The following is a 20207-nucleotide window of genomic DNA, read 5'->3' as shown; positions in this document are numbered from 1 at the left end:
AGCTTCCCGCCGGGAGTGCCCGCGTCGGCGCATACCCCGCCAGTCCTGGCGCGAGTCGACGTGCTGGGGCGGGACTCGGCGACGAGACCACGACGGGAACTGTGCCCGGCGAGCCGCCGCTTCTCCAGACCGGCACGCTCGCCAAGGCGGGTGAGGACGTCGCCGGCGCCCTCCGGGCTCACCCCTTCGTCCCGGCCTCCGGGACGAACCGCTGCCCGGAGTCAGCGGCGTCAAAGCGGTTCAGGGCCCGGCAATGATCCAGAGGATCAGGACTGCGTCCAGCTCGGGGCTGTGCCGGTGCACCACGGTGATCCCCCGGCCCCGGGTCTGGCCCGGCAGAAGGTCGTACGCACGGCTCGGCTGAGCGTCAGGGCCAGGGAGCAGGCGCCCCAGATCAGGGTTCTCCGCGAGCGCCCGGCGGAAGCGCTCGACCGTGGCCCGCTCGCTGGTGGTCAGCTCCGGCAGGATTTTCTCGGCGGCGTCGCTGTAGAACGCGTGGCTCACTGGTGCCCTGCCTCGGCCAGCTTGCGGCGCAGTTCGGCATCGACGTCGCTGGGGGTGCGGGCCAGGGCGGCCATCGCTCCCTCGTCGTACCTCATTTCCACCCGGCGGCGGTACGCCTGGGTGACCCCCTGGACCGCCGTCAGGTCGTCCAGTTCGACGGCGCCCAGCTCGGCCTCGAACGCCGCGAGATCTCCGGGCCATCCCCACGTCGCCAGGGCGGACCGGAGCTGAGCCAGCGTGCGCATAGGCGGAGCGCTGCTCGGCGGCGGGACATGCTCGGGCTGTGCGGACACGGGGCCTCCTCGGTCGACTGCTTGCTGGTACGACGCTACTCGCGGGCTCTGCCCGGCGGGCGGGTTGCCGGAATCCCGGGCCAGACGGCGGGAAAGCCCTCTCGCGTTTCCCGGCAGGAGCGGAATCCTGTCCGGGCAGGGCGCCTCCCCGGGACCGCATAGCCTTGGGGGTCTCCAGCCAGAAGGAGTCTCGATGTCACGGCCCCCGCCACCGCCTGCACCTGCTGCGGTGCGAGCCTTCCCGTGCCAGAGTCGGGGGACTACCGGGCGCTGTGGGACGCCGGGTGGCGCTGGATCGGATCACAGGCTCTCCACTCGTGCCCGGACTGCCCGCCCGTGATCGTGGTCGATACCGAAGGCAGGAACCGCCGCGGCCCCGGTGCGGACCCCCTCGGCGCTTCTTGAATTGAGTCGACAAGCCCGTGGTGCGCCACGGGACGGCACGGGCCGCGTCGACCCTCAGCGTGTCCGGGGGCCGAGTCTGTCGTTGATCTCTGCGCAGGTCCTACTCCGGTGGGACGGATGGGAGACGGGCCCGCGCCCCCGTACGGGTCCGGTCGACCGGCCCTGCGTTCATACAGGGCTGATCGCCTCCGGGCCCGTGCTTGGGAGACGGGCCCGGATCTCCTCTCCGGTCAGCCGAGCCGGAGTACGACGGTGGTCGCGTCGTCGCGGTAGTGCTCCCCGGTCTTCTCGTCGGTCTCGCCCTCGGCGGCGGCGGTGAGGGCGTCGGCCAGGGCCTGGGGGTCGTCGGCGTGGGCCCGGCAGAGTCCCTCGGCCGTGGAGAGCGGGACCTGGTCCGAGATGCCGTCCGTGACCAGGAGGACGAGGCGGATCTCCTCGGGGATCTGGACATGGCGGCATGTGTATTCGCTGGCCTGGGCCACGCCGAGGCGGGCCCAGTTGTCCTGGGACTCGACGGCCTTGCGGGGGACGATTTTGATCGTCTTCCCGCCGTTCCACCGCAGCCACTCCCCCATGGTCTGGTCCCGCGTCCACTGCTTCAGCTTCTTCCCGTCCCAGCCGTAGGCGCGGGCGTCCCCGATCCAGTGGATCCCGGTATCCCGTCCGGGTTCCATGTCGGCGTAGACGGCGGACATGTGGGGCGGGCGGTCGTACGCCTGGGCCATCCGACCGGCGTTCATCAGAGCGGGCAGCCCTCCGTCCGCCATCCCGGTCAGGGCGGCTACCTGGGGTGCGATCCGGGCGAAGGCGACGACGTCCGGGTGGTGTCCGGCGCCGTCGACGACGGCGGCGGTGACCCGCTCGTCGCGGCGGTGGACCCAGGCGCCGTCCGCGCAGGGCGGCTCGGTGCCGGGACGGCTGGAGATCCCAACAGCTACGGCGGTCGGCCGCTGGGCGGTCTTCTTCGTCTTCTTATTGACGGGCATGGTCTTCCCTTCGGTCGGGATGGGCGGTCGTTATATGCGCGCAACGTCAAGAGGCAATGCGGTACATACCGGACAGGGGGGGCGCGAGGATGGCCGGAAGAAGCCGCAGAACGACCGGGAGATGCCGTCCGGCCAGGACAGGCGCATTATGGACGCATGGCAGGGCCGCCGACCGTTCGGCGTGCTCCGGATCATCCCCGCCGATCATCCCGGCCGCGTCAGAACGGCCCGGAGTTCGGCGATGTGTTCGTCACGGGGGTCGGTAGCCGTACGGTGATCCTCCCGGGTCCGGTACGGCCTCGGGGCGGGAACGCGGAAACGCCCCCTCCCGCGTGAGGCGGGGAGGGGCGCTGTGGGGCTTACCGTGTTCAGGCGGACTCCAGGGCGTCCAGCCCGGCCGTGATGAGTTCGCGCAGGACGTCCGCCCGGGGCCGTACGCCCGCGTAGGCGGTGACCCGCCTCTGGGTCTCGTCATCCAGCCGGACTTCCCACTTGGCGCCGATCGGGGGGCGCCCGCCGAGATTGGGGCCGGACTCCTCGTCCAGCTGGCCGAACCACTTCTCTGCGGCTGCATCCTCGGCGTTGCGCAGCAGCCAGTCCTTCGCGGCCGCCTCGTCGACGAACTCGTGGCGGGCCTCGGTGCCCTGGTACTGGGACCAGGTGCACAGGACCCACCGGCCCTTGGCGGTGTGGTAGAGCGACTGGTGGCTGAACTCGGGAACGGGATTGACCGACCTCTCCCCGTCCACCGTGTCCTCCTTGTACTCGACAGCGGAGTCGGGGTTGAACCAGCCGACGAGCCGGGGGCTCGTCTCGTCGTACTCGGTGGCCGGGTAGGCGTAGACGTTGACGCGCGTCATCGGGCGTACCTCATTCTCGTAACGCGGACTGTTTCCGCATGCGTCAACCATGACACCACTTTCCGCATGCGTCAACATGCCGGATGGTTTTCGCATGCGTTTCGAGGGCGTGAAACCAGCCCCGGGGATGCGCGTACGTGCAGGTCAGCGGCGCCTTCGTCGCGGTCGGCAGCGGGGCGCGGTCATACCGGGCGATCTGGCTGACGGTGGTGTGGATGCCGGGGGCGGCGAGTTCGTCGCGGGTCCCGGCGGCGTCGGTCCGGCCGCGCCGGTCGGGGTCGTCGTACGTCACAGGTGTCCCTGGGCGGCCGTTGGTCCGGCCGGGCGGGTGCCGGGCCAGCTGATGACGGCGAAAGGGTCGGAGCAGTATGGCCGGTTGCTGGTCCGGTAGCCGAATCGCTGTGACCTGGGGTGTTGCAGTACCGGCGGGTTGCCGCACAGGGGCAGTGTGTGGGCCGCCCCGGGGTCGCCGGGGCGGCGGGCGGGAGGGTCCGGGGTCCTATGTGGTGGTGTGGTCGGGGGGTGGGGTGTCGCGGGTGGTGAGGACGTGTTCGCGTACGGCGGCCAGTTCGTCGCGGCCTTCTGTGCCGCGGTGGCGCAGGACGGCCGTGCAGATCCGGGCGGCGCACCGCATCCGGCTGACGCGTCCGTCGCGTCCGTCGCGTCCGTTGCGGGAGAGGGCGGTGGCCAGGAGATGGGCGGTGTCGCGGGCGAGGGGGTGGAGCGGGGGCCGGTGGCCGGTGGTCCAGCGGTGGAGTGCCATGCCGGGGTGTCCCGGCCCGATGGTGGGGATGTGTTCCTGGGGCAGGGGCCACAGGTGGGCGATGGCTGCAGCGAGCGGCTTGAAGGGGTTCTCGCCGTGTTCGGCGGTGAGTTCGCGGTGCAGGGTGCGGGTGGCGATCTCCCCGGCGAGCATGACGACGCCGAGCGGCATGAGCAGCGCGTGGGCCTCGTGGCTGTGGGCGCGGCCGGTGGCGTGGATGACCCGCAGGAGCTGTTGGACCTCGGCGCCGGGGTCGGCGGGAGGGCGGCCGCAGGTGTAGGAGAGGACCGCGCCGGCCGCGGCGTAGTCCCAGGGCCGGATCCCGGCTTCCGGGCCTGTGCCGGGCGGGTCGAACAGGAGGTCGGCGGCGGCTTCGTGGTCGGTGTCGGCGGCGGCTTGGCGGTCGGTGTCGATGACGTGTGCGACGGGGGTGGGGGTCACGGGGTGCCGTCTTCCTGCCCGGGCCGGGCCTGGTGGGTGAGGGCGGGCGGGACCTGGCCGGTGGTGCGCAGGTGGAGGATCGCCTCGGCCAGGTCCCCGAACGCGGCGGTCACGGCTTCTCCCCTCTCGCCGGTCCCCTCGACGGGTTCGCGGGCGGCGTCGCGGGCGAGCTGGAGGTAGTACCAGGCCAGCCACGCGTCCGGGCCCGCGACCATGGAGAGGTGACTCGGCTCCCTCTGGGCGCCTTCGTCGTGGTCCGTCTCGGGGCGGGCGGCCATGACGGCGTCCGCGTATGCCTCGGGGGTGTCGTAGTCGGCGACCCTGATGACGGGTTCCTGGTGCAGGGCGTAGGGGGCGGTGTTGGTGACGATGTCGTCGGCGGCGAGCCGCCAGATCCGGGCTGCGGCCTGTGCGGCGGGAGTGTCGAGGGCGCGGAGTTCGTCCGCGCGCGCGGCGATGGCCCGCGCGAACTCCTCGATCGCGTCCTGCTTCAGCTGGGAGACGGTGATGTTTCCCGCCGGGCGGATCCGGCGCAGCAGGTCGAGCCCGGCCGGGGCGAGTTCGGCGATCCGTGCCGGGTCCACACCGGCGGCGAGGGCGCCCAGGAGCAGGGTGTCGCGCTGGTCGTCCACCTCCTGGCGGCGCAGGGCCCAGTCCTCCAGGGCGTCTTCCGCCTCCAGGGGGTTGTTGAAGTGCAGGGCGGGCTGGGCCTGGCGGGGGCTGGCCGCCGGGGAGGAGGCCGGGAGCTGCCCCTTGGCCTTCTGCCGGCGCTTGTGCAGAGCCTGGGGGGTGAGGGGCTTACGACCGTCGAATCCGGTCTCCCGGGCCGCCGCTGCGACGTTCCCGCCGTGGGCGGCGATCAGTTCCTCCAGCGCGTCCTGCGCGGCTTTCTCGTAGGGGGCGGCCGCGGCGTGGCCCCGCGTCGCGGCGGCGAGGGCCGAGGCGTCGATGGCGGCCCGGAGACGGCGGGCCGGGTCGGGCTCGCCCAGCACCTGGGGGATCAGAGGGAACTCGTTCACCATGTTCCTTTGGTCGGTTCGGTCGTGGCCGGGGTGGTGTGCGGGCGTCCCGGCACTGCGGCGGGACGCCCGGACACCGGGTCAGCGGTCGTAGTAGGAGGAGGAGCCGTCGTCGTCGGCGGCGTCCCGCTCGGCCGCGCGCTCCGTCTCCTCGTCGGCCGCGCGCTGCATGGCGCTGCGGTAGGCGGCGATCCGGTCGGCGGTGGGCTCGGTGGTGGGGGCCGGGGCCTTTGCCGTGAAACGGACGGGGCCCTGGGCGGTCACGCCCTCCAGGGTGACCCGCAGCGCGTCGGCGGGCGTTCCGGGCATCGGCCAGCGGGCCGCGTCGGCGAGCGCCACCCGGTCGTTGACGCTGCTCTGGGCCGAGGCCAGGTGGGCCGCGATACCGTCGGCCGCTTCCTGGGTCAGGGCGTTGAGGTCCAGCCACCCGGTGAGCAGGCCCGGCCCCGCGAAGGAGCGGCCGAGGTGGATCTCGACGGTGTCGGTGCGGTCCTCGCGCCACTGACCGCCGGTGAGGTACTCCACGGTCAGGGTGGCGGCGGCGTGCGCGACGCCGTCGACGTCGCTCACCGTCCACCACGGCCCGTCCCCCGGGCCGGAGCATCCGGCCAGGGCCCGGACCGTCTCCTCGTACAGGGCCTCGGCCGCCTCCCGGCCGTCCCCCTCCCAGACCGACCGGTGCTCGGCCCCTTCGTCCGTCACGGCCCACCGCTCCCCTGCGCCGGGGACGGTGAAGACGCGCAGGACGACGTCCGCCGTCCGGTTCCCGTACTCGTCGACCGCGCAGGTCTCCCGCTCCGGGTCACCGGCGGCCGCCAGGGCGGCCAGGACCTCCCGCTCCTCGTCGCCCAGCTCGTCGGTGACGGAGTCGTAGGTCGATTCCAGAACGCGCATGGTGGTCTGCTCCCCTGGTGGATTACCTCGGCCGGGACCGACCGAGGTGCCGGTTGTCCGGGGTGCTGCAACCCCCTGACAACACAAAGTGAACCGCAAGGTTGACACTGAAGTCAACCGTGCGGTTCATCTCGCTTCGGGGGTACCGCCCCAGCCGCTCCGGCCGGGGCGGTGCCCGACCGGCGGTGGTACCGGACGGCACGCGCCCCGGCGTGCCGGTTCCGCCCGGCGTCCGTCCGCCCCCGCGGACTCCGGAGCGGCGAGGCGGCGGGGCGGGCGACGGCGACTCCCCCACCACTGGGCCAGGTTGGGCCTTGACGGCGGCCCCATAAAAGGTGTCACATGTCTAGTGACACCTTTTATGGAGGCGACATGACGACCCCGCTGACCCTGACCCTGGCCGATCTGGAGCGGTGGGAGCGGCCCGACTCCGGGTCCCGTCCCGGTCCCGGTCTGGCCTCCTACTGGGCCTACCTGCCCCACCGGCCCGCAGTCGTCCAGCAGCAGTACGAGGGCCGGTTCGCGCTCCCCTCCGCCCGGGTCAACACCCCGAAACGGATGCGCGGCCCGCTGACGGTGTGGGTCGACACCGTCGAGGGCTGGCTGTGGACGGTGCTGCCCAAAGACCCGGAGGCGTGGTACGGCGTACCGCGCTGGGTGCAGTTCGAGATGACCCCCCGGGCGCAGTCCCAGGGCCCGGAGGACACGGCGGAGGCGCGGTGGCACCCGGTCCTCGTGCGGCGACCCCTGGCCGAGGGGGAGGGCGCGGCCCTGCTGGATCACGGGATGCCCCCGGCCGAGGCGTACGGGGACATCCCCGCCGACTGGGCCCAGGCCCTGCGGCTCGGGGGCTGGTACCCGCACGACATCACGGTCGAGCACGCGATCGGGCTGCCGCTCGGTGAGCGGCGGCTGTGGTGGCGGATCGAGGACGAGCAGGACGTGGCGGCTCTGGCGGTACGGCCGCCTCAGTGGTGGCGGCACGAGGGCTGGGTGCTGGACCGGGAGCCGCGGGACACGGCCGGAGGGCCGCTTGCCCGGCACCTGTCGGTTCTGCGGGAGGCGGGTATCGCGCCGCAGGCGGTCACGGTCCATCGCCGCCTCGGGCTGCCGGTCGACCTCGCAACCCTGCGGGCGGCGGCGGACCCGGTCGTCCCGGACGACGCCACCCGAGTCCGTCTCACCGGGGACGGCGGACGCCCGTACTACGCGCTCACCGCCGAAACGGCCCGCGGTGTCCTGGCCCGGCAGGACCCCGGCCGGGAGTTCACTCTCGTCCGTGAGGTGTACGCGGAGTCCGTCCCCGGGCTCCGGCCCCTCCATGTCGACCCGGCCCGTCACCTCGTGGTCTGGTCCGACGGCCTGGTCGCCGTCCCGGCCGAGGTCTACCAGCACCAGGGGCACATCGGCGGCTCGTGGCCCGACGGGATGCGGCGGCTTGAGGCGGCGGCCCGCCTCGTCCAGTCCTGCACGGAGGCCGCGAACTGGTCGGACCTGGAGCAGGAACGGCCGTGGGAGAACTGGCTGGACGCCACCGGGGTGGCGTCCGCGACGGTGGACAGCCGTACCGCCCACGCCCACGGGGCCAGCCGGACCGTCACCCTCACCCGGCACACCGTCACCCGCCCCGACGGCACCGGCGTCCATCTGTGGGAGGTCGCCGTCGTCACCGCCGCCCCGCAGCATCCCCACCCGGACGGCCCCGGCCGCCGCACGTTCCACACCAGCCAGGACGCGGCGCGGGAGGTGTTCGCGGCCGAGGACGACGGCCTGCCCCCGGTCATGACCGTCACCGAACTGGCGCAGTACCTGGGCACGGCCCGTGACGCGCTGCGCCAGGCGCTGCGCCGGTCCCGCCGTACCCGCCACGGCCAGGCCGTGATCGACATCCCCGTCCTGAGCACGGCGCAGGCCGAGCCCGGGTGGACCGGGCGCACCGGCACACACGCCGAAGCCGAAGCCGACAGCGCGGCCGGGGAGCCGAACACGCGGAAGGCGCATCTCTACGACCCGCGCGCGGTACGGCGGTGGTGGGACAGCCGTCCCGGCCACGGGCCCGGACGCGGACACAAGCAGTAACCCCCGGTGCCGTACCCGCCCCCTTGCCGGGGCGGGTACGGCACCACCCGGCCACAACCCCAAAGCACCGGAAGGAGAGCCCGTCGTGTCGACCACCGAGCCGGTGGTGCCGCCCTGCGAGCGGCCCCACGTCCTGATGGAGCAGCAGCCCGGCGGGGCCTGGGAGCAGCTGCCCGGGTACCGGCTGCTGGCGGGCCGGACCCCGGCCGCACCGTTCGAGGTCCAGAGGCGGGACGACGAAGGGGCGGTCCGGCCGGTCCTGCGGATCCTCTACCCCCTCAACGTCGCCGACCATCTCCCCGAGGGCCGGTTCCTCAGGCTGGAGCGGCGGGGCGACGGGTGGTTCCTGGTGGAGAACGCCCCGCCGTGGATCGGCGAATTCTTCGAGACCCGGCGTCCCGAGCCGCGCGAGAAGCGCATCGCCCCCGGAAAGGGGGACATCCCGGACCGGGAGCGGATCCTCGACACCGCCCGGGACCTCGGGTGGCAGCCGGTGGACCCGGCCTGGTACGAGACAGCCCGCCAGGTCATCGGCCAGGCGTGCGACTGCGGCAACCCGTGCCTGCCGTGGTCGCCGGTCGCCGTGGAATCCGTACGGCCCCTGACCCGGGTGCGGGTCCCCCCGGTCCAGTGGCCGCAGGAGACTGAGGGGTCCTGGCGGTGCGTGATGACCGGCGTCGAGCGGACCGGGATGGAAGGGGTCATCAGGATCACCGGGCCGCGACTGGAACCCGATGACCTCGTCGAGCTGCCCGAGGGCTACCTCCTGGTCCAGTGCGACCGCCGACAGCGCACCGTCCCCAGGTCCCCGCAGCACCAGCGCCAGAGCCCGGACATCTCCCCCTACCCCGAATCCCTCTACACCCTCTACGTCAGCGTGGTCCGAGACGGCCGGCTGGAGCGCGTGTGGTGGCGCAGCAGCCACAACTACCGGCGGACCTTCGACATCCCCGCGGCCAGGTCGCTGGCCCGGCTCCTGGTCCGGCACCAGCCGCCCGAGGGAGAACGCCCCGCCGTACGCGTCGTCGAAAGCGGTACCGACAAGCGCCGGGCCGACACTGCCGCGGCGAAGGCGGCGGCGGACGCCGCCCGCGCCGAGGCCCGGAAGAAGGCCCCGGCCAAACCGCCCCGGCCGCGCGAGGATCCCGCCCTCGCACAGGCCCTCGCCCGGGCACGCGCAAACGGCGCCGCCACCCGCGCCCGGGTAGCGAGCGTCCGCGTCCAGGCCATCCGGAGTACCGAAGCACTCTCCAGCACCACCCTGCCGTCGAAAACCGTCATCCAGCTGGTCGAGACGGTCGCCGAACTCCGCGACGGCAGCCTGGCCACCTGGTGGACGATCGAGATCACCGCCCCCAACGGCACCGTCACCCGCTGGCGCAACACCGTGTTCTGGACCCGGGAAGCGGCCGACCGGGCGCACGGCCCCCTGCTCCCGCCCCCGGGCGACCGGTAACCTCCGGCACCCGCACACAAAAAAAAGGGGGTGCCCGCCGGACGGCGGGCACCCCCCTCTCGTGTGCGGGCGGGCGGGGTAATCTGAGGCCGGGCCCGGAGGAGCTAGACCCTTCTCCGGGCCCTTCTCACTTCTTCTTGGGGCGTCCGGGGCCGGGCCGGTTGTCGGCCCACTCCATGACGGTCTCGATCGTCCACATCGGGTCCCCGCCGATCCGGTGGTCCGGCCTCGGGGCCTGGTTCCGGCTGACGTACCCGCGCCAGGTTCCCGGTCCGATGCCCGCCAGGGCGGCGGCCTGGGCCACGGTCACGTTGTCCCACAGGCGCACGACCCGCTCGCGGTCCTCCTTCTCGGTCCAGCACATGAGGTCGAGCACCTTTTCCCGGCTGACCCCCAGCCGCATCAGCTCCACGGTGACCTGAAGGGAGAACACCGGGCGTTCGGTTTCCCGGATCTCATTCCACCGGGCAAAATCCTCGTTGAAGACGCGGACGTCCTCCATCAGCTCCACCGCCCAGGTGTTGCCCTCGATGCCCTGCTCCCCCTGCTCGCCCAGGAGCTTCTTCAGCTTGTCGCACTCCTTGCGGAAGTTCCAGTACCGCTTGTTGTTGTGCTCCTCCCGGACCTTTCGCTCCCGCTCCCGCTGCACCCGCGCGCTTCGGCAGGCGCCCCCTCCCGTCCTCGAATACCTCAGCCATTCCTTCAGCTCCCATTCCCGCTTGATGAGGAGGGAGGTCCTGGCGTAGCCGCAGTCAAGGCTCCGCTCCTCCTCCTCCAGAGCGGCGAGGCTGCTGCGGGCACGCCAGGCCACGATCGCGGCCTTGGCCCGCCTGACGGCCCGCTCCATCTGCTCCGGGTCGTCCCGGTCGGCCACGACCCAGTGGTTCACCAGCACCATCTCGGGGCTGTTCGGGATGTCCTCCCCGTCCACCACGAAGGGCGCCTGAGGGAGCGCGACCCAGGCTCGGACCACTGCGCGGGTACCGCCGCCGTCCTTCCAGATCCTCTCGTGCTCCACGAGGTCGGTGTCGTCCAGGTAAGGGCTGCTGTGCTGGTCGCGCCGCTCGGCGTGGGTCGCGCGCTCGACGGGGATGCTGTCCGGGTTCTTGACCTTCTTCATGCCCCGTAATTTACAGCGCAGCGTTGTAAATTTCAAGAGGGCTGCCAGCCCAACCAGCCGCCTCCGAGGCCGGGTTCCCCAATCGGCTCCGGCGCGGGCCGCCGCCGGGCATCCTGATCCGTATGACGACCCGAGCCCACAGTCCCGCACCCGCCCCCTCCCCCGCCGCGCCCCCGGACGGCATGACGGTCTGTTACATCTGCGACGGCACCGGCCGGGAGCGCAACCAGTACTACGACGGGCATTCAGGCTGCCCGACGTGCCTGGGGGAACCTCCGGTGGTCCAGTGCCACCTCTGCGAAGGCACCGGGTCCGTACGGCGCGAGGACCCCGACTGGTAGCCGTACGCGCCGGACCACCCGTACGCACGACGGCGCCGTACCGGTGTTGCCACCTGCCGGACGGCCACACCGGTACGGCCCCGGGCCCGGGCCGGGCTCGTGATACTGGCCCCATGCCCGAACACGACGCCGGGGCGGATCTCGCACCCGGTCTGCGGCGGCCGGTCCGGCTCGCCCCCCTGAAATCCGATCTCAGCCCGGAGCGGCGCGCGCTCGCCGAGGACCTGCGCCGGGTTTTCTGCACCCTGGGTATATCCGTCCGCACAAAGGTGACGAGCGGGGAGTTCTGGCTCCCGGACCCAGCCCACCCCGGCCCGGTGACCCGCTGGGTCAGGCGCCTGGTCGCCCAGCCGCAGTAGTGCGCGGCTCCCCTGCGGTCAGCCGTCCGGCGGCAGGTCGGGCGCGTCGACCCCCGGGTACAGCGCCCGGTGCGCGGCCAGGGTCTGCCGGTAGTACGCCCGGCCCGCCTCGGTGAACCGGTAGCGGGTCACCCGCTGGCCACGGCCCCCGGGGTTCTTCCCGGCCCGCGCAGAGGGGGCAGTAGCCCCGGCGGCGAGTTCGCCGAGCCCGAACAGGGCATCCGCCTCGGGCTCGGGCTCGGGCTTGGGCTCGGCTGCGGGCAGGACGGCGGAGACCCTCCGCAGATACGGCCGTTCCTTGCTGCGCCCTTCCAGGAGGTACCGGAGGATGCCGTGGAACAGGTAGTCCGCGCCGTCGTCCCCGGCGCGGGCGACGGTGGCCAGGGCCGTCCACAGGCCCTGGGTGAGCGTCGCCGGACCGTCGTCCTCCCCCGGTCCCGCCGCCCTCGCGGCCCCGGCCGCCGGGACCGGCCGCTTCGCGGTCAGGCCCTTGCCCGCTCGGACCACGGCCCGGCCCCGGCGGGTCATCCACACCCCAGCCGCCGTACCGCCCCCTTCCTCCGCCTCGGCCAGACCGGCCTTGACCAGGACGGCCAGGGCGGCGGTATCCGTACCGTCGCCGAGGAGAACACGCCGCGCCTGACGGGCGGGCAGAGACCGGCCCCCCTCCCGGAAGCGCCGCTGGTTGGCGGCGTGCTGCTCCTGGTCCGCCCCGAAAACCTGCTCCAGCAGCGCCCGCTCGGCGTCGTGCAGACCGTCCCAGATCAGCCGGTCCCGCTCCGCCGCCGGTGCCTTCGGCCCCGGCCGCCCGGCCGAAGTACCCTCGGCCGAGTCGGCCGGTACGAGATCCCGGCCGACTGGAGTGGTTCTCAGGAGCACCCGGCCGTCGGAGACCACACGGCCGATCAGCCCCCGGCCCTCCAGCTCCCCCACCACGAAGGCATCGATCTCCAGCAGATCGATCCCCCTCTCCAGGGCCCGGGCCGCTGCCTCCGTCAGGTCGACGGCGTACGGCTCCCCGGCTCCCCGGACGGGCCTGCGTTCCCGTTCGATCCCGGCGACGATCCCGAGCGCTATCCGCTCCGACTCCCCCAGACCGTCCCATCCCTGCGACGCCACGCCGCTCCCTTCGTCCCATCGTTCGGAAGGGGCATCGTAGGCGGCGGGCCGTCAGTCGTCGGTACGGTTCCAGGCGCTGGGGACGAGGGCGGGCAGGCGGTGGACGACCTGGTGCTCGCCCTTCACGCACCCGGCGAACGGACCGGTAGGAGCCCGCAGTTCCCGCATCGCGGGGTCGAGGTGGTCGCGGTGCCAGGTGCTGGGGCCGGTGTATCCGCAGGACTCGGGGTCGGTCAGTTCCTGCCACGCGAGCCACAGGGCGTGCAGCCGGGCGACAGCGGAGGGGTGCTCGACCCAGAGGTGGCACCAGCGGGCGTCGGCCGACGCTTCGACGAGGTAGCCGGGGACGATGACGCCCTCGACCCACTCGATCAGGGCTCTCAGCTCGTCGTCGTACTCCGGCGGATCGAGCAGCAGGATGAACGGCGGGAACTGCCCCTCCTCCTCCTCGTCGTCGTCCGCCCCTCCGCCGTTCTCCTCCGTATCGCCGTCGTCGCCGTCGGCGGATGTTCCTCCCGGGGCTCCTCCGCCGCCGGTCAGGTCCGAGAGCTGGGCCGAAAGGCGTGCCACGGCGGCCTTGAGGTCTTCGATGTCCTCGAACATCCCGACCGGGACATCCAGCTCCGGCAGCTCCGGCACGTCGTCCGGGTCATCGCTCATCGCGGGCCGCCTTCCGCTCCTCGTACGCCACAAGGGCCCGCTCGGTGATGGCCTTCTCCTCGGCCTTCATCTCCGGGCCGATGTGGGCCAGGGCCTTCTCGGCATACCAGGGGCGCAGACTGATCTGGGCGACCGGCATTCCGGTCGCCAGGAGGAGGGCGGTGCCCCTCTTCATGGCGCGGATCTCGGCCGGGTCGAGCACCTGTTCCCGCTGCTCGGACCAGGAACGGCTCTCGCCTTCCTTGCTCTTGGAGTACGAGCCCCGCTCCACGAAGTGCGCGCCGACCATGCTGGAGATGTCCTGCGCAAACTTCGCGTCATCGATCCCGACACCGATGATTTTCTTGGTGGCCGCGCTCCACATGGAGTCCATTCCGACCTCGCCCCACGCCTTCACGCCCTGGCGGTAGGACTGGAGGATGACGAACGGGGTGATCCCCCGGGACCCGAGGTGGGAGTAGAGGTCGGGGAGGTCTGCGATCTTGCAGATGTTCGCGGCCTCGTCCAGGATCGCGCGCATCGGCTCCGGGAGACGCCCTCCGTGGCGCTCGCCCGCTTCGGTTGCGGCGGTGAAAACCGCGTCCGCGACGGCGGCGACGAGCGCGGACGACGGGCCGCCCTTTTTGGACAGCAGGTAGAGGGTGTCCTTGCTGGTGGCGAATGCCTCCGGGTCGAACCGGGCGCAGTGCTTGTCCGGGGTGACCCACGCGAGCACCCTCTCGTCCCGCAGCGCGCTCATAGCCACACGGGCGTTCTGGAAGATCCCGCTCTGTGTCTCTTCGGCGATGTTGGTCGAGGAGTCCACTTGTTCCGCGAGCACCGGTTCGTGCTGGTAGAGCACCCGGAGGGGGGCCTTCTCCTTCGGGTCGGACAGCCACTTCATGACCTCGCGGACGGTGGCGCCCTCCCACCAGGCGGCCCGGAACAGGCCGGTGAGGAGGTCTCCGGCGGCCTGGGACCAGAAGGGATCGGCCTCCGAGGTGACCTGGCTGACGAAGTGGGAGGCGAGCCGCTGGGCGCCTTCGAGGGTTTCGGCCTGCGCGATCAGGTCGACCCAGATCTCGCGCCGACCGTGGGCGACACCCTGGGTGTCGAAGAGGAAGGTCTGCCCGGTCTGCGCGCGGGCGGCGAGGGTGGCCGCGTAGACGTCGGCCTTGTTGCTGGTCATCAGCAGGGCGCCGGGGGCTTCCAGCGCCACGGGGATGGCGAGGCTGGTGGATTTGCCCGCGCGGGGGGCCATGACGGCGACGTAGGTGTCCTCGTCGTTGCCGCGCAGTTCGACGCCGGAGGGCCGGTGGTCGCCGAGGAGCACCCCCCGGTCCCGGGGGGCAAGGCGCTTGGGGGCGGTGTCCTTCAGTGAGGCGCGGAGCCGGGTGGCGGTCCGCGCGGCGTGTTTCGGCGTCAGTTCCCGTACCTGGTGAAGGGTCGCGAGGCTGCTCGGATTACGGAACCAGCGGAAGGCCCAGCGCAGGCCCCAGACGAGGAAGACGACGACGGCCAGGTCGGCGACGGTCGCACCGGCCAGGGACGCGGTCTGCGAATGCGGCCAGGTCTGCGGCCACTGCGTGGCCATCCGGTATGCATCGACCAGGGTCAGAGGGAAGTCGGCGGGCTCGTCCCCGGTGACGAGCGCCCCGGCCGCCGCCCCGGCCCAGGTGGAGACGGACAGCCCGACGGCGCCGCCCAGCACGATGCCTCCGGCGGCCCACATCCGGTCGTTCTCGGTCATCATCAGACGCTCACCTCTCCTCGCGCCGGTCGCCGGTTGCTGTCGGTGTGGTAGAGCCGCCGTTCGGTGGCGGTCAGCTCCAGAGCGGCGGCGATCCCCGGCCGGGCTCCCACCTTGATCAGATACTTCCCGCGGCCGGGGTGACGGCGGCCGACGTCGGCGGGTGCGGCGCCGTCTTCGTCGGCGGGCGCGACGTCCAGCCCGGTCGAAGTCGCCGACGACCAGGAACCGATCATGGTCCGCTCCTGCTCGGTCAGGGTCCGTTTGCCGGTGACCCGGCCCAGTTCCTCCTCCGAGGAGGCGCCGATGACCCACGTGTCGCACCGGTCCATCAGGCCGCGGGCCTTGGCGCGGTCCGTCTCGGTGGGCAGAGCCTCGACGTCCAGCAGGGAATGGGTGACGTAGATGGTGACGTCGCCGTGGACACGATTGAGCCGGGAGATCGCGTCCATCGCGTCCACCAGGCCGGGCCCGGAGCGCAGGGCCCGCCACATCTCATCCATCGGCAGGACGAGTTTGCGGTCCACCAGACCGAGGGACCGGGCCGAGTCCAGAGCCGAGTAGGTATACGCCCAGGTCGCGATCATCCCCGCGGACACGACGTCGTTCCCGCGGGCCCGCAGTGCGCTGATGTCCACGGAGACGGCGGAGGCCGAGATGTCGAGGGGGGTGGTGGTCTGCCCGTCGAAAAGACCTTTCAGGGGCCCGCCGACGAGGTTGTCGAGTCCGGCGATCACGGACCGGGTCAGATCCTGGTAGCGGGTGCCCTCGGCCGCCAGCTTGGCCCGCAGTTCCTCCGGCGCGGTCCGCAGCACCAGGGCCACATCCGACACGATGGGATCGCTCCCGGGCGTCTGGCCTGCGGACGCGACCTGTACGGCGGTGTCGAGCGCGGAGCGTTCGATCTCGTCCGGGGCCCGGCCGAGCCCGTGGTTGGTGGACAGCAAAGCAACCAGGGTCTCCTGGCGGCGGCTGTTGAGGACGTCGAGCAGGGCCTGGCGGCGGGCCGGGGCCAGTGACACCGCCCGGCCCTTGAGCGGGCCGGAGTCGAGCGGGTTGATCCGGCCGATGCCGTCGCCGATCCGGACGACGGACCCGCCCAGCTCGTTCACCAGACCGGTGTACTCGCCCTTCACGTCCCCGGGGACACACATCATGTGCCCGTACGCCGCGTACACCAGACATATCCGCTTGACCAGCGCGGACTTCCCGACGCCCGGCTGGGACATGACCCACACGCCGGGGTTGACGGTCAGCAGGCCCGTCCACTGGGACGGGTCGATGCACACCAGCTCGCCGGTCAGGACATCCCGGCCGACCGGCACGCCGCGCGGCGGCAGACCGGATCCGAGGAGGAAAGGGTAGATGGCCGCGGCCTGGCTGGTGGGCCCGGTGTAGATGGTCCCGGAGTCCTCGACGGGCACCAGTCCGCCGAACTGGCCGCCCCACCCCCGGCGCGGGGCGAACCGCGCCTTCAGCCTCTTCGCCATCCGGCGCTCGCGGGGGGTCGGCTTCTGCTCGGCGGTACGGCTCACCCGGCGAGGGCTGGCGAGGTTCGGCGGATTCTGCTTGCGCACCATCAGTGCCTCACCCCTTCACGAGCGGGTTGTAGCCGATCGGCAGGGTCGCCGCGAACACCGCGGCCTGGGCGCCGTAGGCGGGACGGAGCCGGATCGACCGCATCGCCTTCACCGCCCGCTCCAGCTCCTGACGGGCGGCAGGCAGTTCGTCGGCGGACCGGGCCGTGACGGTCACCATGAGGGTCCAGTCCACGACCTGGTCACCTTTGGCAGCCTGGGCGGCCGCCTTCTCCGCCCGCAGCGCATCCGCCCGCTGCGACCACTTCGCCCGGCCCTTCATCTCGGCGGTCGCCTGCTCGACCTGCCGGGCACGGCTGATCTCCCGCTCCAGTACCGCCTCCCCCTCGTACGGGTCCAGGACCCGGTAGGCGAGGGTGATCCGGCGCTGGAACCGGCCCGGCGCGAGGAGCGGCAGGAGCACGCTGTAGGGGATGGGGCGGCGGGGCATCTCCTGGAGGACCCAGGAGACGGAGACCCCGCCGTCGTGCGCATACTCCTCCCAGCCGTCGTCGGCCGCGACCGGCCCGCACTCGCCCCACTGGAGCGCCTCGAACCGGTCGTCGCGCGCGGTGAAGACGTCCGGGTCGTAGGCGGCCCGGACAATGCGCCGCAGGTCGACGTCGGTCGCCCGCCGCTCGATGTCCGTCCCGGTCCCGGACAGGTCGAGGCCGTCGACGACTTTGAGGGTCTCGGCGACCTGCTCGGCAAGGTCCGCCGGGGGGTTCGCCGAGGCGGAGGGGTCCACCGTCACCGACATCCACGGCGCCACGCTCGCGGTGGCGTGCGGGGTCGTCCGCACCAGCTCCCTGATGATCCGTTTCGCCAGCTCCGGGGCGGCGGGATCCGTACGGGCCCGCACGTCGTCGCCCAGTGCCTCGCCCGCGCCCGGGGTGATCTGGATCGTCACGCTCGCGCCCTTGATCTGCTCGTCGGCGGCCATCGCGTCCAGCACGGCGGACCAGGTCCGCAGATTGCCGTGCACCGTCCCGGTCGGCGCCATCAGGCTCCCGCCGGGCGCGAGCAGGGTGGTGACCGTCATCCGGCCGGTCGCCCGGTCCTGGACGACTCCGACGGGCCGTCCCGTGACCGGGTCGTGCGCCTTGATCAGGGTGGAGCTGGCGCCGACCCCGGGCAGATCGAGCCGGTAGGGGTGCGGGAGCAGCAGGCGCCGGTAGGAGGTGCCCTCGTAGCGGGAGGCCCGCCGCCAGGAGAATTTCGCCCAGTAGTAGGCGAGAGCGGACATGCCGTGGCGGCGGGCGGCGGCCAGCGCGAGGAGCGTGACCGTCACGGGCAGGGTGACGAGGAGGGTGGCCGGGGCCTGGGTGGCGATCACGCCTTCGGCGGTCAGCGCGCCCGCGCCGATCATCGTCGTGGTTTTGGACAGGCCGCCCACCCCGGACCGGCGGGCGCTGAATCCGTCGACCATCAGCGCACTCGGCACTTCATGGCTCACTGCTGGCCACCCCCGTTCCCGATCTCTCCGCTCGTCTGCTGGACGGCGGAGTTGACTCCGTCCAGAACCTGGAGGCCGACGGCGACCGCGGCCCCGGCGGGCCCGGCCGCGGCCGCGGCACCCGTTCCGGCCCCGGCGGCCGTACCTCCTGCGGCGGCGCCGGTCCCGGCGCCGGCCGCGGTCCCGGCGGCTTCCGCTCCTGCGCCCGCGGCCTGGCCGGGAACCTTTCCGGCCTCGTTGCGGGCGGCCTGGGCCTGGGCGTCTCCGCCCCCGGGCCCGTCACTGCCTCCGCCGCCACCGCCACCGCCGCCACGGCCGCCGCCACCGCCGCCGTCCGCTTTCCCGCCGCCGCCCTGGTCGCCCATGCTGCTGGCGACGCGCTGCGCGTGGGCCTGCGGAGTGGTGGGGGCGCCTCCCCCGCCGCCGCCTCCTCCGGCTTTGCCGCCGAGGAAGCTGGCGGCGGCCGACAGCGCCCCGCTGGCTCCCCCGGCGGCCATCCCGCCACCGGCGGCGGCGCCGAACGGCGCGAAGATCTTCATCAGGGGGGCGGGCGCGAGGATGCCGAGGACGAGGGTCGCGCAGCCCCGCAGCCACTCGACCAGAGTGGTCGAATGCCCGAACTGGGCGAATCCGGCGCAGATGATGACGGTGAGGATCGGCTTGTAGGCCACGATGACGAGACCCGACGTGATCAGCTTGGGGGCCCACTGCCGGGTGGTGTCCCCGCCGGTCCGGCCGCCGCCCGCCACGGGAATCATCAGGCAGATGAGGGGGATCGCACTCTGCCGCAGGAAAATCATCACCATCTGGATGAATCCCACCAGCAGCAGCACGAGAACGGCGCCGCCGACGAGAACGGGGTTCATGACCGCGACCGGGAGCATCACGTCGATGATCCGCTGATACGCCTTGTCGTCCGCCGCGAAGGTCGCATCGACCAGCCCGGCGGAGAAGATGTCACCGGCTTCGAGCAGCAGCACGAAGAGGCTGACGCCCAGCGCGGAGAGAAACAGGTTCTCGACCCACCCGGCCATGGCCCGGCCCAGGTGCTTGGCCTGCCCGGTCAGGGCCATTTTCCCGATCTGCCAGATCACCCCCGCCGCCGCGATGACCAGGCCGAGCCACACGAGCATGCCCGCGAGCGGCGACGCCCCGCTGCCCCACAAGCCGGTCTTGGCGAGGTCAAGCGAGGGCCCGAGGAGCGCCAGCGTCAGCGTCTGCTTGATCACCCACTGGGCGGAGTCACGGCCGCTCTTGATGAGGTCGCCCAGGGTGCTCTCCCAGAGGCTGTTCCACTCGTCCTTGATCTTCTTCTCGGCCTTCTTGCCGATCTCGTTGCACAGGTCCGCCCCCTTGAGCCCGGCCATTTCGGCCAGCTTCAGAGCGCCCCCGATGACCGGACCGACGGCGGCGTTGCAGGTCAGCTCGATTCCGCCGCCGATGATGCCGCCGTCGGCCTCGGCGGGCTCGGCCGCCGATACCGACAGCCCGGCCACGGCGACCAGGGCGAGCAGCAGCCCCATCAGCCGCCGCATCACGACGCCTCCCGGATCGCCGTCCATCCAGCCGCGTTGAATTTCGGATCGCCCGGGGCGGCGTGCTCCGGCTTCGGCTTCCCCTGCACCGCCCTCAGCGCCCGCGCGGTCGAGTCGGCGGTCAGCTTCCAGTCGCCGTCCTGCCACTGAACCCCGACCAGGGTGCGGGTGAAGTCGGTGCTCTCCTTCGCGGTCTCCCCCGTCTTCGTCACCGCGCGGCCCAGCAGCCACACGCTGACCTCGCCCGGCGACTGCTCGATGATCTTGTAGCCGACGACGACACTGCGCAGATATCCGCCCGCGGGCAGCGGCTGCCCCGGCTTCACCCCCATCAGCCGGGCCAGACGCTTGTCCGTGTCCAGCGCCGTCATCTCGATCTCCTCGGCCACGGAATCCACCTGATTGGCCTTGGTGAGGTACGAGTGGTAGATCCGCAGCTGCTCGTCGCGCGCGTTCACGTCGCCCTCGATGGCGGTGGAGTTGGCGGCCGCCGCCATGCCCACCGCGCCCTCGACGGTCTTCGGGAATCCGACCCGGCTGCCCCACTCGTCCGTACGCTCCCCCCGCGGAAGCGCCGACCACCGTACGGGCTCGTCCCAGTCCTGCGGCAC

At 72.4% G+C, this 20207-nt stretch carries 20 protein-coding genes; 4 read left to right on the top strand and 16 right to left on the bottom strand.

Going from position 1 to position 20207, the window contains the following annotated elements; all coding sequences use genetic code 11:
* Positions 1-240: 240 nt before the first annotated feature.
* From AB0G74_RS30550 to AB0G74_RS30515, 8 genes are all read right to left on the bottom strand, one after another.
* On the bottom strand, positions 241-504 hold the full coding sequence (locus AB0G74_RS30550) for a hypothetical protein (RefSeq protein ID WP_361152806.1): 264 nt from the start codon (positions 502-504) through the stop codon (positions 241-243).
* Positions 501-797: a hypothetical protein gene (locus AB0G74_RS30545; RefSeq protein WP_361152804.1), complete on the bottom strand. Its 297-nt coding sequence runs from the start codon at positions 795-797 to the stop codon at positions 501-503. Before AB0G74_RS30545 ends, AB0G74_RS30550 begins: the two co-directional genes overlap by 4 nt.
* Positions 798-1432: 635 nt before the next feature.
* Positions 1433-2188: a SpoIIE family protein phosphatase gene (locus AB0G74_RS30540; protein WP_361152802.1), complete on the bottom strand. Its 756-nt coding sequence runs from the start codon at positions 2186-2188 to the stop codon at positions 1433-1435.
* Positions 2189-2556: 368 nt separating this feature from the next.
* Positions 2557-3048, bottom strand: coding sequence for a hypothetical protein (locus AB0G74_RS30535; protein WP_361152800.1), 492 nt, complete (start codon positions 3046-3048; stop codon positions 2557-2559).
* A gap of 43 nt (positions 3049-3091) precedes the next feature.
* Entirely contained in the window at positions 3092-3340 is a 249-nt protein-coding gene (locus tag AB0G74_RS30530) for a hypothetical protein (RefSeq protein WP_361152797.1), read from the bottom strand.
* Between the two features lie 207 nt (positions 3341-3547).
* The gene (locus AB0G74_RS30525; RefSeq protein WP_361152795.1) at positions 3548-4252 is read right to left on the bottom strand and encodes a hypothetical protein; all 705 of its coding nucleotides are present in this window, start codon (positions 4250-4252) and stop codon (positions 3548-3550) included.
* Entirely contained in the window at positions 4249-5271 is a 1023-nt protein-coding gene (locus AB0G74_RS30520) for a hypothetical protein (RefSeq protein ID WP_361152793.1), read from the bottom strand. The genes AB0G74_RS30525 and AB0G74_RS30520 overlap by 4 nt, the downstream gene beginning before the upstream one ends.
* A gap of 81 nt (positions 5272-5352) precedes the next feature.
* Positions 5353-6165, bottom strand: a complete 813-nt coding sequence (locus AB0G74_RS30515; RefSeq protein WP_361152791.1) for a hypothetical protein — start codon at positions 6163-6165, stop codon at positions 5353-5355.
* Positions 6166-6537: 372 nt separating this feature from the next.
* Here AB0G74_RS30515 and AB0G74_RS30510 point away from each other — a divergent pair, with 372 nt between their 5' ends.
* Together AB0G74_RS30510 and AB0G74_RS30505 are read left to right on the top strand one after the other, a co-directional pair.
* Positions 6538-8244, top strand: coding sequence for a hypothetical protein (locus AB0G74_RS30510; protein ID WP_361152788.1), 1707 nt, complete (start codon positions 6538-6540; stop codon positions 8242-8244).
* A gap of 85 nt (positions 8245-8329) precedes the next feature.
* On the top strand, positions 8330-9700 hold the full coding sequence (locus AB0G74_RS30505) for a hypothetical protein (RefSeq protein WP_361152786.1): 1371 nt from the start codon (positions 8330-8332) through the stop codon (positions 9698-9700).
* 127 nt (positions 9701-9827) lie between these two features.
* Here AB0G74_RS30505 and AB0G74_RS30500 read toward each other — a convergent pair whose 3' ends face one another.
* The gene (locus tag AB0G74_RS30500; protein ID WP_361152783.1) at positions 9828-10820 is read right to left on the bottom strand and encodes a hypothetical protein; all 993 of its coding nucleotides are present in this window, start codon (positions 10818-10820) and stop codon (positions 9828-9830) included.
* Positions 10821-10942: 122 nt separating this feature from the next.
* Here AB0G74_RS30500 and AB0G74_RS30495 point away from each other — a divergent pair, with 122 nt between their 5' ends.
* Together AB0G74_RS30495 and AB0G74_RS30490 are read left to right on the top strand one after the other, a co-directional pair.
* Positions 10943-11161 carry a hypothetical protein gene (locus AB0G74_RS30495; RefSeq protein WP_361152781.1) on the top strand — a complete coding sequence of 73 codons (219 nt, stop codon included), beginning with the start codon at positions 10943-10945 and terminating at the stop codon, positions 11159-11161.
* A gap of 113 nt (positions 11162-11274) precedes the next feature.
* Positions 11275-11520 (top strand): hypothetical protein, encoded by a 246-nt coding sequence (locus AB0G74_RS30490; RefSeq protein ID WP_361152778.1) that lies wholly within the window; start codon positions 11275-11277, stop codon positions 11518-11520.
* A gap of 18 nt (positions 11521-11538) precedes the next feature.
* Here the strand turns inward: AB0G74_RS30490 and AB0G74_RS30485 are convergent, their stop codons facing one another.
* The 7 genes from AB0G74_RS30485 to AB0G74_RS30455 form a co-directional block, all read right to left on the bottom strand.
* Positions 11539-12639 (bottom strand): hypothetical protein, encoded by a 1101-nt coding sequence (locus AB0G74_RS30485; protein ID WP_361152775.1) that lies wholly within the window; start codon positions 12637-12639, stop codon positions 11539-11541.
* Positions 12640-12690: 51 nt separating this feature from the next.
* Positions 12691-13299, bottom strand: a complete 609-nt coding sequence (locus tag AB0G74_RS30480; RefSeq protein ID WP_361152773.1) for a DUF4913 domain-containing protein — start codon at positions 13297-13299, stop codon at positions 12691-12693.
* The gene (locus AB0G74_RS30475; protein WP_361152771.1) at positions 13289-15031 is read right to left on the bottom strand and encodes a TraM recognition domain-containing protein; all 1743 of its coding nucleotides are present in this window, start codon (positions 15029-15031) and stop codon (positions 13289-13291) included. The genes AB0G74_RS30480 and AB0G74_RS30475 overlap by 11 nt, the downstream gene beginning before the upstream one ends.
* Entirely contained in the window at positions 15031-16608 is a 1578-nt protein-coding gene (locus tag AB0G74_RS30470) for an ATP-binding protein (RefSeq protein ID WP_361152769.1), read from the bottom strand. The genes AB0G74_RS30475 and AB0G74_RS30470 overlap by 1 nt, the downstream gene beginning before the upstream one ends.
* A 7-nt stretch (positions 16609-16615) precedes the next feature.
* Positions 16616-18061, bottom strand: a complete 1446-nt coding sequence (locus AB0G74_RS30465) for an SCO6880 family protein (protein WP_361152766.1) — start codon at positions 18059-18061, stop codon at positions 16616-16618.
* The gene (locus tag AB0G74_RS30460) at positions 18058-19623 is read right to left on the bottom strand and encodes a hypothetical protein (protein ID WP_361152764.1); all 1566 of its coding nucleotides are present in this window, start codon (positions 19621-19623) and stop codon (positions 18058-18060) included. The genes AB0G74_RS30465 and AB0G74_RS30460 overlap by 4 nt, the downstream gene beginning before the upstream one ends.
* Positions 19596-20207, bottom strand: a 612-nt coding sequence (locus AB0G74_RS30455; protein WP_361152761.1) for a hypothetical protein, incomplete at its 5' end; no start/stop codon positions are given. The genes AB0G74_RS30455 and AB0G74_RS30460, both read right to left, overlap by 28 nt.

It is taken from the genome of Streptomyces sp. NPDC020875 (assembly GCF_040641415.1).
Taxonomy (GTDB): domain Bacteria; phylum Actinomycetota; class Actinomycetes; order Streptomycetales; family Streptomycetaceae; genus Streptomyces.
This window is presented reverse-complemented; position numbering and strand designations above follow the sequence as displayed.